The sequence below is a fragment of the Streptomyces sp. NBC_01314 genome, from assembly GCF_041435215.1.
Classification (GTDB): Bacteria; Actinomycetota; Actinomycetes; order Streptomycetales; family Streptomycetaceae; genus Streptomyces.
Genome location: NZ_CP108394.1, coordinates 3,433,131 through 3,448,072, shown reverse-complemented (window position 1 = coordinate 3,448,072; position 14,942 = coordinate 3,433,131). Strand labels below are relative to the sequence as shown.

Below are 14,942 nucleotides of genomic sequence, written 5' to 3'. Positions count from 1 at the left end.
TCGCTTCCGCCGAAGTCGCTCGCACCCGCGTTCAAGTCGCTTTCCCTCCCAAGCCGTCCCGTCGCGCGCCTTCCGCCGCCGGAGGCACCCGCGTGAATCCCTTGTTACATTCTCTTGACGACTCTCGTGTGACCGGTCACAATCCTGGCATGAATGTGACCGGTCACACAAGGCGCCCGGCGAGCATCCGGGACGTCGCGACCGCCGCCGGAGTCTCGTACCAGACCGTTTCCCGGGTGATCAACAACCACCCCAGCGTCAAGCACACGACGCGGGAGCGGGTGCGGGCGGCCATCGACGAGCTGGGGTTCCGGCGGAACGCCACCGCGCTGGCGCTGGCCAGCGGGCGCAGCCGCGCGGTGACCGTGCTGACCGCCAACACCACCCACTACGGCTATGCCTCGATCCTCCAGGGCATCGAGGAGGCGGCGCGGGCTGCGTCGTACGCGGTCGGGATCGGTGTCCTCGAATCGGCGGAGGAGGTCGCGGTCGCCGCCGAGGTGCGGCGGGCGGCGGACGCGGGCGGCGGCCTCATCGTGATCGCCTACGATCCGGCCGGTGTGGCGGCCCTCGGAGCGGTTCCCGCCGAACTGCCGGTCGTCGGCGTCGTCGAGACCCCCGCGAGCCCGCCCGGCGGCGACCGCCCCTGGGTGTGGACCGATGACCGCGAGGCCGCCTACGCGGCGACCCGTCACCTGCTCTCCCTCGGCCACGAGACCGTGCACTACGTCGCGATCCCGTCCAGCACGCGGCGGACCAGCGCCGCCCGTACCACCGGCTGGCGGCAGGCGCTCAAGGAGGCCGGGGCCCCGGAACCCCGTCCGCTGCAGGGGAGTTGGGGTCCGGCGGGCGGCCACGCGGCCGGGCTCAGGCTGGCGAGGGACCCGGCGGTCACCGCGGTCCTCTGCGGCAACGACGACCTCGCGCTCGGTGTGCTGCGGGCGCTGCACGAGGCCGGCCGGTCCGTGCCCGGCGAGGTGAGCGTCGCCGGGTTCGACGACGCCCCGCACTCCGCCTATCTGACCCCGTCCCTGACGACCGTACGCCTGGACTTCACCGGCCTCGGGCGGGCCGCGTTCGCCCTGCTGCACGGGGTGGTGGAGAAGTCCGCGCAGATCGCCCCGCACCCCGTCTCCGTACCGGAACTGGTGGTGAGGGAGAGCGTGGGCCCACCGCCCGCGCCGCCGACCGGCCAACCCGCGACCGGCACACATGCCTGAACTCTCGCTACGAGCACAGCTGTTCCGCATTTTGCCCTGCCCAGCACCCGTCCCGTTCTCGAAAGGCACGCGTTGGCTTCCTCTCCCTCGTAAACGAGGGGGATTCCCACGGCTCGCGCCGTGGGGTTTCCTGCTTCGTCGCCGACTGCCCGCCCGGAGTTCTCCGTTGAGGTCTTACACCAGCTCCACAAAATCAAAAATCAAAAAATCACCAGTGGAGCCGTCAATTGACTTCCTCCCCCGCCTAAAGGCGGGGGATTCCAGCGGTCGCCCGCTGGGGTTCCTGCTTCATCGACGACCGCCCCGTCCGGGAGGACTCCCGTTGAGGTCTTACACCGTCTCCACAGGCAGACACGGCCAGCCCGGCCGCGAGAATGTTCTTCGCCGCGTTCACGTCGCGGTCATGCACCGTGCCGCAGCCGCACGTCCACTCGCGGACGTTCAGCGCCAGTTTCGCCCGGACCGTGCCACAGGACCCGCACAGCTTGGAGCTGGGGAACCAGCGGTCGATCACAACGAGTTCGCGCCCGTACCAGGCGCACTTGTACTCCAGCATGGAGCGCAGCTCGCGCCAGGCCGCGTCCGAGATCGCACGCGCCAGCTTGTGGTTCCTGACCATGTTGCGGACGGTGAGGTCCTCGATCACGACCGTTTGGTTCTCACGGACGAGACGAGTGGTCAGCTTGTGCAGATGGTCCCGGCGCCGGTCGGTGATCCGGGCATGGACCTTGGCGACTTTCACCCGGGCCTTGTCCCGGTTCGCGGAGCCCTTGGTCTTGCGGGACAGCTCCCGCTGCGCCTTCGCCAGCCGGGCCCGGTCACGGCGCTCGTGACGGGGGTTGGTGATCTTCTCCCCGGTGGACAGGGTCACCAGGGAGGTGATGCCCGCGTCGATGCCGACCGCGGCCGTGGTGGCCGGTGCTGGGGGGACCGTGTCATCGCACAGCATCGACACGAACCAGCGCCCGGCCGCGTCCTGGGACACGGTCACCGTGGACGGCTGCGCGCCCTCGGGCAGCGGACGCGACCACACGATGGCGAGCGGCTCGCGCATCTTGGCGAGTGTCAGGGCGCCGTCGCGGTAACGGAACGCGGAGCTGGTGTACTCCGCCGAACGGCGGGACTTCTTGCGCGACTTGAACCGCGGGTACTTCGCCCGGCCCTCGAAGAAGTGGGTGAACGCGCCCTGCAGATGCCGCAGGCACTGCTGCAACGGCACCGAGGACACTTCGGTGAGGTAGGCGAGTTCCTCGGTCTTCTTCCACGCGGTGAGCATCGCCGAGGTCGCGTTGTAGTTGACCCGCTCCCGGCGCTGGTACCACGCGATGGTCCGGGCTTCCAGGGCCAGGTTGTAGACCTTGCGCACGCACCCGAACGTCCGCGACAGCTCCGCCGCCTGCGCATCGTCGGGATAGAAGCGGTACTTGAACGCCCGCTTCACGTGAGTGGTCATAACTCACAAACTATCACATCAGTTCGTGAGTTTCTGCGGGCATCGGGTGGCGGACGGCGATCCGCCCTGACGGCGAATCGCCTTTCCCTGCCCTGCTCCGCAGGAGTCTGTTTCCTCTCCGCCCTGAAGGGCGGAGTATCCACGGAGGGATCCCGATGACCGGAGGTCCAGCAGCGTGATCACCCCCACCCGCACGAGAACCCGCACACGGACCCGAACCAGGTCTCGAACCAGGACCGCCCTGGTCACAGCACTACTTGGAGTCACCTTCATGGCAGGCACCCTCCCCGCCACGGGAGCGTCGGCGGCGGCCGCCGCCGATCCGCAGCGCCTCACCGTCGACCTCTCCGCCTCCGAGGGCCCGGTGATGCGCGGCGCCAACGGCGCGCTGTACGGGCTCAGCGACGACGGGGTGCCCAGCGACGCGGCCCTGGCCCCCCTGAAGATCACCAGCATCTCGCAGAAGCCGGAGGGCGGCGCCCAGCACCCCAACGGCGACGCGCTCACCGTCTCCAAGTCCTTCTTCCGCAACGGCGGCGGCGAGGTCCTGGTGATGATGCAGGACATCTACGCCAAGTGGCCCTACGAGGACCTCGGCATCGACGACTACCTCCCCAAGGTCGACAAGATCGTCAAGGAGGTCTCGGCCGACCCGAACAGCGACCGCTTCGTCTACATCCCCTTCAACGAACCGGACCTGATCTGGTACGGCCTCAACGCCTCCGACCCGGCGAAGTACGAGGCCAACCGCGACCGGTTCCTCAAGGACTGGAAGACGGTCTACGAGCGCATCCGCGCCATCGACCCCGACGCGCGCATCGCCGGCCCGAACGAGTCGGGCTACCACACCCGCCTGATCACGGACTTCCTCACCTTCGCCAAGCGTGAGAAGGTCCTGCCCCAGATCATGACCTGGCACGAACTGGACTCCGGCTCGCTGCGCGACTTCCAGGGCCACTACGACAACTACCGTTCCATCGAGCGGCAGTTGGACATCAAGCCCCTCCCCGTCAACATCGACGAGTACGCCAACCGCCGCGACCTCTCGGTCCCCGGCCAACTCGTCCAGTGGGTCTCGATGTTCGAGCGGAACAAGGTGTACGCCAACCAGGCCTACTGGGACGCGGCGGGCAACATGGACGGCAACGTCGTCCGCTCCAACATCCCCAACGGCGGCTGGTGGTTCTTCCGCTGGTACGCGGGCCTGACCGGGGACACCGTCAAGGTCACCCCGCCGCAGGCGAACACCATCGACACCCTCCAGGGACTCGCCTCCCTCGACACCTCCCGCCGCCAGGCGCAGGTCCTGCTCGGCGGCTCCGCCGGTGACACGGACGTCGTGGTCCGCAAGGTCCCCCGGTCCCTCTTCGGCCGTACGGTCACCGCGACCGTCGCCGAGGCCGCCTGGTCCGGCTACGAGGGCCAGCACGCGACCCCGCGCGTCCTCTCCCGTACGAAGGTGAGGATCGCGGACGACGGCACGGTGACCGTCCCGCTGCGCGGGCAGCACAAGATGTCCGCCTACCGCGTCGTCCTCACCCCGGGCGGCTCCGGCACCCCCACCACCCCGTCCGTCCCCTGGACCGCCTCCTACGAGGCCGAGGACGCCGCCATCACCGACGGCAAGGTCTACACCCAGGGCACCGTGAGCAACGCCAACGGCTACGCGGCCTCCGGCACCAAGGACGTCGGCTCGCTCAACCAGGCCGGCAGCAGGGTCGACTTCACGGTGTCGGTGCCCAAGGACGGCACGTACGACCTGGCCATCCTCTACGGCAACCAGTCCGGGGTCCCGGCCACCCAGAAGCTGACGGTCGACGGCGGCGACCCGGTCACCGTCACCTATCCCTCCACCGAGAACTGGACCTACCGCGCCAAGAAGGACCTCACGGTCCAACTCCCGGCGGGCACACACCAGTTGGCTCTGGCCAAGGGCAACACCGAGGTCACCCTCGACCGGATCGACCTCACCGCCCGCACCGCCGAGCCCGCCGCCTCCTACGAGGCCACGCTCGCCGACATCGGGGGAAGGCCGTCGTACGACTACTCCTCGTCGGCGGGTGTCGGCACGGGCGCGCTGGTGCTGCGCTCCGGCGACAAGGCGATCTTCGACGTGTACGCCCCGCGCGACGGCTACTACCGGGTGGTGCCCCGGGCGTCGGCGCCGGTGAGGCTCGCCCTGCACGGGCAGTCGGTGGCCGCGGTGCCCGACCGGCCGCTGCGGCTCTACCTCGTGGCGGGCAACAACCGCGTCACCGCGACCGCCAAGCACACCGCCGTCCGCTCCCTCGACGTCACCGGCGCCGGTTCGACCACCGGCACGCTCGCGTACGAGGGCGCCGCGGCCACGCTCGCCGGCGGAGCCAAGCTCGTCGACTCCGCGTACGCCTCGGCCGGGTCGTACATCGGCTGGCTCGGCAACAGCGCGGACAGCACCGCCGAGTTCACGGTGAACGCCCCCACCTCCGGCCGCTACGTCCTGGTCGTCCACTACGCGCACAACGAGCGCCGCGACAACGGCCACTCGTACAACACCGACATCATGTCCCGTACGGCGGACATCACGGTCGGGGCCGCTGCTCCGCGCAAGGTCACCTTCAAGAACACCTGGGGCTGGGACGACTACTGGACGGTGGGCGTCCCCGTCGACCTGAGGAAGGGCGCCAACAAGGTGACCTTCGGCAACGCGGGCGCGTGGGCGCCGAACATCGACCGGATCGAGGTGGGCCGGGTCGTCGGCTAGGACGTACCGGCTCCCGGCCACCGGCGGACGCTCCGGTGGCCGGGACCCGTGTCGTTTCAGGCCCGGTCAGGCCCGGTCAGGCCCGGTCGACCTCGGCCCGCAGCGCGTTGTAGTCGCCGAAGGCGGACTCGACGTCGGCCCGGGTGAGGCCGTAGCGGGCCAGGTCGTAGCGGTGGGGTCGCGTGCCCTTGGGGCGGGCGACGATCCGGGGGAGCCGGGCGGCGTCGGCGTCGGTCCACCGGGCGCCGACGGCCTCGTAGAGCTTGGGGGCGCCCGTGGCCGGGTCCGTACCGAGCCAGGAGTACGGGACGTCCACCAGGGCCTCGCGGGGGATGGCGGCCCGGGCCGCGAGCGCGCGCTCCATGGAGCGGCTCAGCAGTTCGAGCCACTGGGCGCCGAGGACGTGCAGGTCGAGGGGGCGGAGGGTGCCGACCATGCCCTGCTCGACCAGGCTGCAGAACGACCCGACGACGGTCGCCGGGTCGCGGTGGGTCCACACGATCGTGGCGTCGGGGAAGACGGCGCGCAGGGCGTCGAGGTTGCCGAGGTGCATGGGGGACTTGAGCATCCAGCGGCGGCGCGGGCGGCCGTACTGGAGCACCTGGTAGACCTGCTTGAGGTAGCCGTAGTCCGGGACGAAGTCACGCTCGAAGTGCCAGGCCTGGTACTCGGGTATGCGGGCCTGGGACAGGGGCACCATGGCGTGCGGCAGGACGAAGGTGCACTCCTCGGGGCCCTCGGCGGCCATGGGGTGGATGTCCTGGAAGCGCGGGGCGAACAGGTTGATGCCGCCGACCCACCGGCGCGTGGACGTGATCGCCTTCCGCCGGGACTCGGCCGAGGGGTGGAGGCCGGGCGCGAGCAGCTCCCACAGCAGCGGACAGCGGTGCTCGTCCGAGATCGACAGCACCCCGTGGGTGAGTGTGGTGGCGGTGCGCGGCAGACCGACCACGAACACCGGCCGCTCGATGGTCTCCCGCTCGATCTCCGGGTGCTCGGCGATCAGCCGCCGGACGCGGGCCCGGTTGGTGAGATGCCTGCGCAGATGGGCCTGGGCGGACTGCCAGCCGACGGCGGTGAGGTCGGCGTCGCCCGCCCAGTGGCGCAGCAGGAACCGGAAACCGTCGGTGAACTCCTCGTCCCCGTCCGACTGCCCGGCCTTGGCGACGATCCGGTCGAAGACCCGGTCCGGGTCGCGACGTGAGCCGAGAGTCGGCCGGAGTAACAGGTTGGCCAGGGAGAGGGACAGGGGAGCGGAGGTCATCGAGGACTTCCCTTCGGTGCGGGTCGGGTGCGGGTCGGGTGCGATCCGGGTCCGGGCGTGATCCGGGTCCGGGCGTGATCCGGGTCCGGGCGTGATCCGGGTCCGGGCGTGATCCGGGTCCGGGCGCGTCGCCGACGGCGGTCGCCCGGGTGACGCGCCCGGACCCGTGATCATCCTGCCGCGCGGGCGACTTCCCGCGTGCCCGGGGATGCCGTCTCGCCTGCCCCGTCCCCGTACCGCGCCCGCAGCTCCGACAGCACACCGGACACCGCCGCCGTGAGCGGCACCGCGAGGAGCATGCCGAGGATGCCGGCGATGGAGGCCCCGGCCGTGAGGGCCAGCAGAATGGCCGCCGGGTGCATCTGCACGGTCCGGCTGTGGATCATCGGCTGGAGCACGTTCCCCTCCAGGATCTGCACCGCGAAGACGACCCCCACCGCCCACAGCGCCGTCACCAGACCGCGGTCCGCGAACGCGACGAGGATCGCCACCGCGCCCGACAGGAACGAGCCCAGATACGGGATGTACGCGCCGACGAACACCAGCGCGCCGAGGCCGATCGCGCCCGGCACCTGGAGTATCAGCAGACCGATGGCGATACAGGCGCCGTCGATGAAGGCGATGAGCGTCGTTCCCCGCATATAGCCCTCGATGGCCCGGAACGCGCGCCGGGCCATCACCTCCAGAGTGTCACCGGAGCCGCGCGGCGCGAGCGAGTGCAGGGAGGCGACCGCCTTGTCGGAGTCGCGCAGGAAGAAGAACATCAGCAGCATCGCCAGGATGGCCATCGCGACGAACTCGCTGACCGCGCTGACCCCGGTGAGTACCCCGGAGGCAGCGGTGCCGCCGAACTTCGACAGCAGCTCCTTGGCGTTCTTCGCGAGGTCGTCCAGCGAGGTCCCCGCGAGCCCGAACTCCTCACTGAGGACCTTCGCCGCGTCCCTGAGCGAGGTGATGATCTGGTCCCCGGTGTCGATCAGTGCGGCCACCACGATGTACGCGGCCCCGCCCATCACCACGATCACAGCCGCGCAGGTCAGCCCGGCGGCAAGGGACTTGTTGAACTTCATCGCCACCAGCCGCCGGTAGAGCGGGCCGAGCAGCGCCGTACCGAGCAGGGCGATCAGCACCGGCGTGACCGCCGTCTGGAACGTCACGCAGATCCACACGCCCACAGAGACGACCCCCGTCACCAGCAGGGTGAGCGCGCTCCACACGGCGATGTGCCGCGCGGGCCCCGGCAGGAAACCACGGGGGACACTCCCGTCCGACGCCACGACCGCTCTCGGCGGCTCCACGTACCCGCCGGTGGTGCGTATCGTCGTACGCGTCCGGTGAACCGGTCTGCGCGCGGCCCCGCCCCTACGGCCCGGCCGTCCCCCGCGTACTCCGCGAGAGTCTCCCGTACGGCTGTTCATCCTCGGTCATCTCCACTTGCTCAGAGGTCGCGCACACCCCCTGCGGATCATGGGATGGCCGTGGCGCCATAGCGTAGACCCGGCCGGCGAACGGGGATCGGGCCGGTCCGCCACCTCTGCGAGGTCGCCGCCCCCACCCGCCCCACCCCCGCGCCGCGTCCCTACTCGGCGATCGGCAACGACACCCCGTCCCGCAGAAACACCGGAATCCGCTCCAGCGGCGCAGCGACGGTCACCGACCGGCCCCCCTCATATGTCTCCCCGGTCCACGCGTCGGTCCAGCGGGCCCCCACCGGCAGATACGTCGTCCAACTCGTCGCCCCCGCCTCCAGCACCGGCGCGACCAGCAGATCCCGCCCGAACAGGTACGCGTCGTCGACCGACCAGGCCCGCTCATCCTCGGGGAACTCCAGGAACAGCGGCCGCATCACCGGCAGCCCTTCCTCGTGGGCCTCCCGCATCACCCGCAGCACATACGGCTTCAACCGCTCCCGCAGCCGCAGGTACGCCTCCAGGATCGCCCCGGCCTGCTCCCCGTACGACCAGACCTCGTTGGGCCCCCCGGTCATGGCCGGCCCCAGCGGCATACCGGGCTCACGGAAGCCGTGCAGCCGCATCAGCGGCGAGAACGCGCCGAACTGGAACCAGCGCACCATCACCTCGCGGTACTCCGGATCGTCGGGGTCGCCCCCGTGGAAGCCGCCGATGTCGGTGTTCCACCAGGGGATGCCGGACAGCGCGGTGTTCAGGCCTGCCGCGATCTGCTGGCGCAGGGTGGTGAAGTCGGTGCCGATGTCACCTGACCACAGTGCGGCGCCCCACCGCTGACTGCCCGCCCACGCCGAACGGTTGAGGGAGACGATCTCCTCCTCACCGGTCGCCCTCAGCCCCTCGTAGAAGGTGCGGGCGATCTCGGCCGGATAGATGTTGCCGACCTCCAGGCCGGGCCCCGCCCAGTAGCGCAGGTTCTCCTGGAAGCCCGGCTTGATCTCCGGCTCGCAGGCGTCCAGCCAGAACGCCTTGATGCCGTACGGCTCCAGGTAGTTCTCCTTCACCCGCGACCACACGAACTCCCGCGCCTCCGGGTTCGTCGCGTCGTAGAACGCCACCTGGACCGTCGACGCGACCTCCTTGTCCGGCCAGTCGGCGTGCGCCATCGGACCGTACTGGGTGCCGATGAAGTAGCCGCGCTGCTCCATGAGGTGGTGGTTCTCGCTGAGCGGCGACACCGACGGCCACACGGACACCACCAGCTTGATGCCCAGCTCGTCCAGCTCCCGGACCATGGCCCCCGGGTCGGGCCACTCGCTCAGGTCGAACTTCCACTCCCCGAGGTGCGTCCAGTGGAAGAAGTCGCAGACGATGACGTCTATGGGCAGGCCCCGCCGCTTGTACTCCCGTGCCACGGCGAGGAGTTCGTCCTGCGTCCGGTAGCGCAGCTTGCACTGCCAGAAGCCGGCCGCCCACTCGGGCAGCATCGGCGAGCGGCCCGTCGCCGCGCTGTAGCGGCGCTGCGCGTCGGCCGGATCGCCCGCGGTGATCCAGTAGTCGATCTGCCGGGCCGAGTCGGCGACCCACCGGGTGCCGTTCCCGGCCAGCTCGACGCGGCCGATCGCCGGGTTGTTCCACAGCAGGGTGTAGCCGCGGCTGGAGGTGAGCACCGGGATGCCGACCTCGGCGTTGCGCTGGACCAGGTCGAGCACCAGGCCCTTCTGGTCGAGCCGCCCGTGCTGGTGCTGCCCGAGGCCGTACAGTTTCTCGTCGTCGTACGCGGCGAAGCGCTGCTCCAGGCGGTGGTAGCCGTTGCCGACGGCGGTGTAGAGACGCGAGCCGGGCCACCAGAAGTGGGCGCGTGCCTCCGACAGCAGCTCGCCGCCGTCGTCCGTGCGGCTGTAGCGGATCAGGCCCTCGGCGTTCACCTCGACGGTGAGCGCGCCGACGGTCAGCCGGCCCAGCCCGTCCTCGATCTTGACGCTGCTCTCGGTGCTCTCCGCCTCGTCGAGCAGGGCGCCCGGCAGCCCGTCGAGGATCGGGCCGCCCAGGCGGGCGCGGACCCGGACCGCGTCCGGCCCCCAGGGCTCGATCCGCAGGGTCTCCTGGCGTCCGCTCCACTCCAGGGCGCCGTCCCGTTCACGGAACGTGCCGACGGTGGGGGATGACTGGGCGAGGCTGACCGCGCCCGTCGGGGTCGGGTTCTCGGCAGGCTGATTCACGGGAGGTCTCCTGGAAGGGAGGAAGGGCGGCACACCCGGCTCGGCTCCGGCGGGCAGGGCGATGGGGAGAGGAGGGAAGGCGGGAAGGCGGGAAGGCGGAAGGAAGAGGAGGAGGGGGCCGTACGGCGATCTCCGTACAGCGGCTCGCATACGACGGCTCGCATTCGACGGCTTGTCTGCGACAACTGAACTGCGGCGACTGAACTGTGACGGCTGGTCTGCGACGACTGGTCTGTGATGGTCTACGACGGATCGCGTACGACGCGGGCTCAACCGGTGGTGGACAGCGGCCCCGTGCTCGCGCGGACCGTCAACTCGGGGGCGAGGAGCACCACTTCGTCGGCGTCCCGGCCCTCCAGCTTGGCGATCAGCTGCTCCACGGCCCGCCGGCCCATCTCCTGGGCGGGGATGGCCACGGACGTCAGCCGTACCGAGGCCTGCACGGCGACCTGGTCCGGGCAGACCGCGATCACCGAGACGTCCTCGGGCACCGCGCGCCCCTGCTGCCGCAGCAGCGCGAGCAGCGGTTCCACCGCGGACTCGTTCTGCACGACGACCCCCGTGGTGCCCGGCCGTTCGTCGAAGATCCGGGCCAGGGTCGCGGCCATCGCGTCGTAGCCGCCCTCGCACGGGCGGTGCAGCACGCGCAGGCCCAACTCCCTTGCCCGGGACCGGAGTCCGTCGAGGGTGCGCTCGGCGAACCCGGTGTGCCGTTCGTACACGGCGGGTGCCTCGCCGATGACCGCGATGTCACGGTGGCCGAGCATCGCCAGATGCTCCACGCACAGCGCGCCCGTCGCCCCGAAGTCGAGGTCGACGCAGGTCAGGCCGCTGGTGTCGGCCGGCAGCCCGATGAGCACCGACGGCTGGTCGGTGCCGCGCAGCAGCGGCAGCCGCTCGTCGTCGAGCTCCACGTCCATCAGGATCATCGCGTCGGCGAGCCCGCTGCCCGTGACACGGCGTACCGCGTCGGGGCCCTCCTCGCCGGTGAGCAGCAGCACGTCGTAGCCGTACGTGCGGGCCGTGGTGGCCACGGCTATGGCGATCTCCATCATCACCGGGACGTACATGTCGGTGCGCAGCGGGACCATCAGGGCGACGATGTTCGACCTGCTGCTCGCCAGGGCGCGGGCCCCCGCGTTCGGGTGGTAGCCGAGCTCCTGGATGCTCCGCTCGACCCGCTGCCGGGTGCCCGCGGAGATGGACCGCTTGCCGCTGAGGACATAGCTCACCGTGCTCGCCGAGACTCCGGCGTGCTGGGCGACCTCGGCGAGGGTGACCATCCAGCTCTCCAAGCGTGTTTAAGCGCTTCGACAGCGCGCTATCTCTGAACAAGGGCGAGTGAGGGTGGCTCGACAGTAGCTCGGCGGTCGGTGGGTGTCCATAGGTTGTCGAAGCGCTTCGATGATGCCGGGCGCCCAAGGGGATGGTGGGGGGTGGGGTGAGTGGCGGCTGCGAGTGTGTGGGGGTTTGTCGCGTCCACGCGGCGGAGCCGCATATTGACACAGCCCCGCGCCCGTGGGGGCGTGCCTCTCACTCCCAGCTTAGAACTCGACGGCAACTTCGGGAGGCGCGGTGGCGACCAGGTCGCGTAAGTGTCCGCCCCTCCGGAAGGAACCACCCATGCGGCACCGTCGCTCCCGCCTGACCCGTACGGCCAAGATCGGCGCGGCCGCTGTCACCGCACTCGCGGTCGGGGCCTCCGTGACCGTCGCGATGGCGGGGGAGGAGGCCAGGAAGTGCACGGACTTCGACACGATCACGCTGGGCAAGTACTACGTGAACAACAACGTCTGGAACAGGGAGAAGGCCACCGGCACCCAGTGCGTCTGGGACAACTCCCGGTCCGGGTCCACCATCTCGTGGGGGACCAGCTACAGCCTGGCCAACAGCGGCACGGGCAAGGACTACGACGTGAAGTCGTACGCGAGCAGTGTGCTCGGCTGGCACTGGGGCTGGAAGACCGACAAGGCGGCGACGCGACTGCCCATCCGGGTCGGCGACCGGAAGCCGGTGCGGACGAGCTGGGAGTTCTCGGTCAGCTCCGGCCCCGGCACCATGAACGTCGCCTACGACCTGTGGCTGCACTCCAAGAACACCGCCGACTGGCAGGACCAGCCCACCGACGAGGTCATGATCTGGCTCAACCGGCAGGGCGGCGCGGGCCCGCTCGGCACCAAGTACGGGAGCGTCAGCCTCGGCGGGTCGATGTGGGACATCTACACCGGTGACATCGGCTGGAAGGTGTACTCGTTCGTCCGCCGCACCAACACCACGAAGGCGACCCTGAACCTCGACGAGTTCACCCAGGCCCTGGTCCGCCGCAAGCTGCTGAGCAACGACAAGTACGTCTCCGGCATCGAGGCGGGCACCGAGGTCTTCAAGGGCACGGGCCGGCTGGACACGAAGGCGTACTCGGTCGACATCGGCTGAAGGCGGGGCGCGCGTCGGCCGAAGAGGTCGAACGCTCGGCCGATCGCGCACGCGAGGGGTGGCGGGGCGGTCCGGAATCGGGTACCAACGATCGAGTAGCACCCATCGGTAACCAATCAGGTACCCATCCGGTACAAGATCCCGATTCGCGGCGAGGTGAGCCTCATGTCCGCCCCACCCCTCAAGAAGCCCGTTGTCACAGAACGCGAGGCCCGCCAGGTGGCGGAGGCCGCCCGGGAGCAGGCCTGGCGCAAGCCCAGCTTCGCCAAGGAACTGTTCCTGGGCCGGTTCCGCCTCGACCTCATCCACCCCCACCCGCTGCCCACGGACGAGGCCGTCCGGCGCGGCGAGCAGTTCCTGACCAAGCTCCGCGACTTCTGCGAGGCGAAGGTCGACGGGGCCCTGATCGAGCGCGAGGCCCGTATCCCCGACGAGGTGATCAACGGGCTCAAGGAGCTCGGCGCCCTCGGCATGAAGATCGACCCCAAGTACGGCGGTCTCGGACTCACCCAGGTGTACTACAACAAGGCGCTGGCCCTGGTCGGCTCGGCCAGCCCGGCCATCGGTGTCCTGCTCTCGGCGCATCAGTCGATCGGCCTACCGCAGCCGCTGAAGCTGTTCGGATCCCCCGAGCAGAAGGAAAAGTTCCTGCCGCGCTGCGCCCGCACCGACATCAGCGCCTTCCTCCTCACCGAGCCCGACGTCGGCTCCGACCCGGCCCGGCTCGCCACCACCGCGGTGCCCGACGGGGACGACTACGTCCTGGACGGCGTGAAGCTGTGGACGACGAACGGCGTGGTCGCCGACCTCCTCGTCGTCATGGCGCGGGTGCCCAAATCCGACGGACACAAGGGCGGCATCACCGCCTTCGTCGTGGAGACCGACTCGCCCGGCGTCACCGTCGAGAACCGCAACGCCTTCATGGGCCTGCGCGGCATCGAGAACGGCGTCACCCGTCTCCACCAGGTCCGGGTGCCCGCCGCCCACCGCATCGGCCCCGAGGGTGCGGGCCTGAAGATCGCCCTCACCACCCTCAACACCGGCCGCCTCTCGCTCCCGGCGTCCTGCGTGGCCGCCGGCAAGTGGTGCCTGAAGATCGCCCGCGAGTGGTCGGCGGCCCGTGAACAGTGGGGCAAGCCGGTCGCCCACCACGAGGCGGTCGGGCAGAAGATCTCCTTCATCGCCGCCACCACCTTCGCCCTGGAAGCGGTGCTCGACCTGTCCTCGCAGATGGCCGACGAGGACCGCAACGACATCCGTATCGAGGGCGCCCTGGCCAAGCTCTTCGCCTCCGAGATGGGCTGGCGCATCGCCGACGAACTGGTCCAGATCCGTGGCGGCCGCGGCTTCGAGACGGCTGATTCGCTCCGGGCACGCGGCGAACGGGCCGTCCCCGCCGAGCAGATCCTGCGCGACCTGCGCATCAACCGGATCTTCGAGGGCTCCACGGAGATCATGCACCTGCTGATCGCCCGCGAGGCCGTCGACGCCCACCTCTCCGTGGCCGGCGACCTCATCGATCCGGAGAAGTCCCTCTCCGACAAGGCGAAGGCGGGCGCGAACGCGGGCGTCTTCTACGCCAAGTGGCTGCCCAAGCTGGTCGCGGGCCCGGGTCAACTCCCGCGCACCTACGGCGACTTCCACCCGGCCGGCCACCCCGACCTCGCCACTCATCTGCGCTACGTCGAGCGCAACGCCCGCAAGCTGGCCCGCTCCACCTTCTACGCCATGTCCCGCTGGCAGGGCCGCATGGAGACCAAGCAGGGCTTCCTGGGCCGGATCGTCGACATCGGCGCCGAACTCTTCGCGATGAGCGCGGCCGTCGTACGCGCGGAGCTGCTCCGCACCACCACCGACCACGGCCGCGAGGCCTACCAACTGGCCGACACCTTCTGCCGCCAGTCCCGTATCCGCGTCGAGGAACTCTTCGGCCGCCTCTGGAACAACACCGACGACCTCGACCGCAAGGTGGTCAAGGGCGTCCTCGGCGGCGCCTACGAGTGGCTGGAGCAGGGCGTGATCGACCCGTCGGGCGAGGGCCCGTGGATCGCGGACGCGACACCCGGTCCGAGCGAGAAGGAGAACGTCCACCGCCGCATCCGATGACACCTCACACTCCCCCCGCGCCCCTTCGAGGGGCGCGGGGAACCGCGCGACCAGTCAGCCGGCCCGCGGCCTACGAACGACCCTCCCCCGCA

Annotated in this window: 9 protein-coding genes; 4 read left to right on the top strand and 5 right to left on the bottom strand. The window is 70.2% G+C overall.

Going from position 1 to position 14,942, the window contains the following annotated elements:
* The first annotated feature begins 149 nt into the window (after positions 1–149).
* The gene (locus OG622_RS15045; RefSeq protein WP_371576578.1) at positions 150–1,220 is read left to right on the top strand and encodes a LacI family DNA-binding transcriptional regulator; all 1,071 of its coding nucleotides are present in this window, start codon (positions 150–152) and stop codon (positions 1,218–1,220) included.
* Between the two features lie 244 nt (positions 1,221–1,464).
* Here the strand turns inward: OG622_RS15045 and OG622_RS15040 are convergent, their stop codons facing one another.
* Entirely contained in the window at positions 1,465–2,673 is a 1,209-nt protein-coding gene (locus OG622_RS15040; protein ID WP_371576577.1) for an RNA-guided endonuclease InsQ/TnpB family protein, read from the bottom strand.
* Between the two features lie 271 nt (positions 2,674–2,944).
* Here OG622_RS15040 and OG622_RS15035 point away from each other — a divergent pair, with 271 nt between their 5' ends.
* A complete protein-coding gene (locus tag OG622_RS15035) occupies positions 2,945–5,416 on the top strand; it encodes a CBM35 domain-containing protein (protein ID WP_371576575.1) in 2,472 nt (823 codons plus the stop codon).
* A 76-nt stretch (positions 5,417–5,492) separates the two neighbouring features.
* Here OG622_RS15035 and OG622_RS15030 read toward each other — a convergent pair whose 3' ends face one another.
* The 4 genes from OG622_RS15030 to OG622_RS15015 all read right to left on the bottom strand — a co-directional run bounded on the left by OG622_RS15030 (position 5,493) and on the right by OG622_RS15015 (position 11,594).
* Complete coding sequence (locus tag OG622_RS15030; RefSeq protein WP_371576573.1) at positions 5,493–6,680, bottom strand: sulfotransferase; 1,188 nt, start codon at positions 6,678–6,680, stop codon at positions 5,493–5,495.
* 170 nt (positions 6,681–6,850) lie between these two features.
* The gene (locus tag OG622_RS15025; RefSeq protein WP_371584099.1) at positions 6,851–7,897 is read right to left on the bottom strand and encodes an AI-2E family transporter; all 1,047 of its coding nucleotides are present in this window, start codon (positions 7,895–7,897) and stop codon (positions 6,851–6,853) included.
* Positions 7,898–8,259: 362 nt separating this feature from the next.
* Entirely contained in the window at positions 8,260–10,311 is a 2,052-nt protein-coding gene (locus OG622_RS15020; RefSeq protein WP_371576571.1) for a TIM-barrel domain-containing protein, read from the bottom strand.
* A gap of 269 nt (positions 10,312–10,580) precedes the next feature.
* Positions 10,581–11,594 carry a LacI family DNA-binding transcriptional regulator gene (locus OG622_RS15015; RefSeq protein WP_371576570.1) on the bottom strand — a complete coding sequence of 338 codons (1,014 nt, stop codon included), beginning with the start codon at positions 11,592–11,594 and terminating at the stop codon, positions 10,581–10,583.
* Between the two features lie 340 nt (positions 11,595–11,934).
* On the opposite strand from OG622_RS15015, the gene OG622_RS15010 reads away from it, so the two are divergent.
* Positions 11,935–12,744 (top strand): endo-1,4-beta-glucanase, encoded by an 810-nt coding sequence (locus tag OG622_RS15010; RefSeq protein ID WP_371576568.1) that lies wholly within the window; start codon positions 11,935–11,937, stop codon positions 12,742–12,744.
* Positions 12,745–12,909: 165 nt separating this feature from the next.
* Positions 12,910–14,850 (top strand): acyl-CoA dehydrogenase family protein, encoded by a 1,941-nt coding sequence (locus tag OG622_RS15005; protein WP_371576566.1) that lies wholly within the window; start codon positions 12,910–12,912, stop codon positions 14,848–14,850.
* The last annotated feature ends 92 nt before the right edge of the window (positions 14,851–14,942 follow it).

Bases quoted from the DNA above. Each gene is read 5' to 3' on its own strand.
- OG622_RS15035 (WP_371576575.1), top strand. From the start codon at position 2,945: ATGGCAGGCACCCTCCCCGCCACGGGAGCGTCGGCGGCGGCCGCCGCC.
- OG622_RS15010 (WP_371576568.1), top strand. From the start codon at position 11,935: ATGCGGCACCGTCGCTCCCGCCTGACCCGTACGGCCAAGATCGGCGCG.
- OG622_RS15030 (WP_371576573.1), bottom strand. From the start codon at position 6,680: ATGACCTCCGCTCCCCTGTCCCTCTCCCTGGCCAACCTGTTACTCCGG.
- OG622_RS15040 (WP_371576577.1), bottom strand. From the start codon at position 2,673: ATGACCACTCACGTGAAGCGGGCGTTCAAGTACCGCTTCTATCCCGAC.
- OG622_RS15045 (WP_371576578.1), top strand. From the start codon at position 150: ATGAATGTGACCGGTCACACAAGGCGCCCGGCGAGCATCCGGGACGTC.
- OG622_RS15015 (WP_371576570.1), bottom strand. From the start codon at position 11,594: ATGGTCACCCTCGCCGAGGTCGCCCAGCACGCCGGAGTCTCGGCGAGC.
- OG622_RS15005 (WP_371576566.1), top strand. From the start codon at position 12,910: ATGTCCGCCCCACCCCTCAAGAAGCCCGTTGTCACAGAACGCGAGGCC.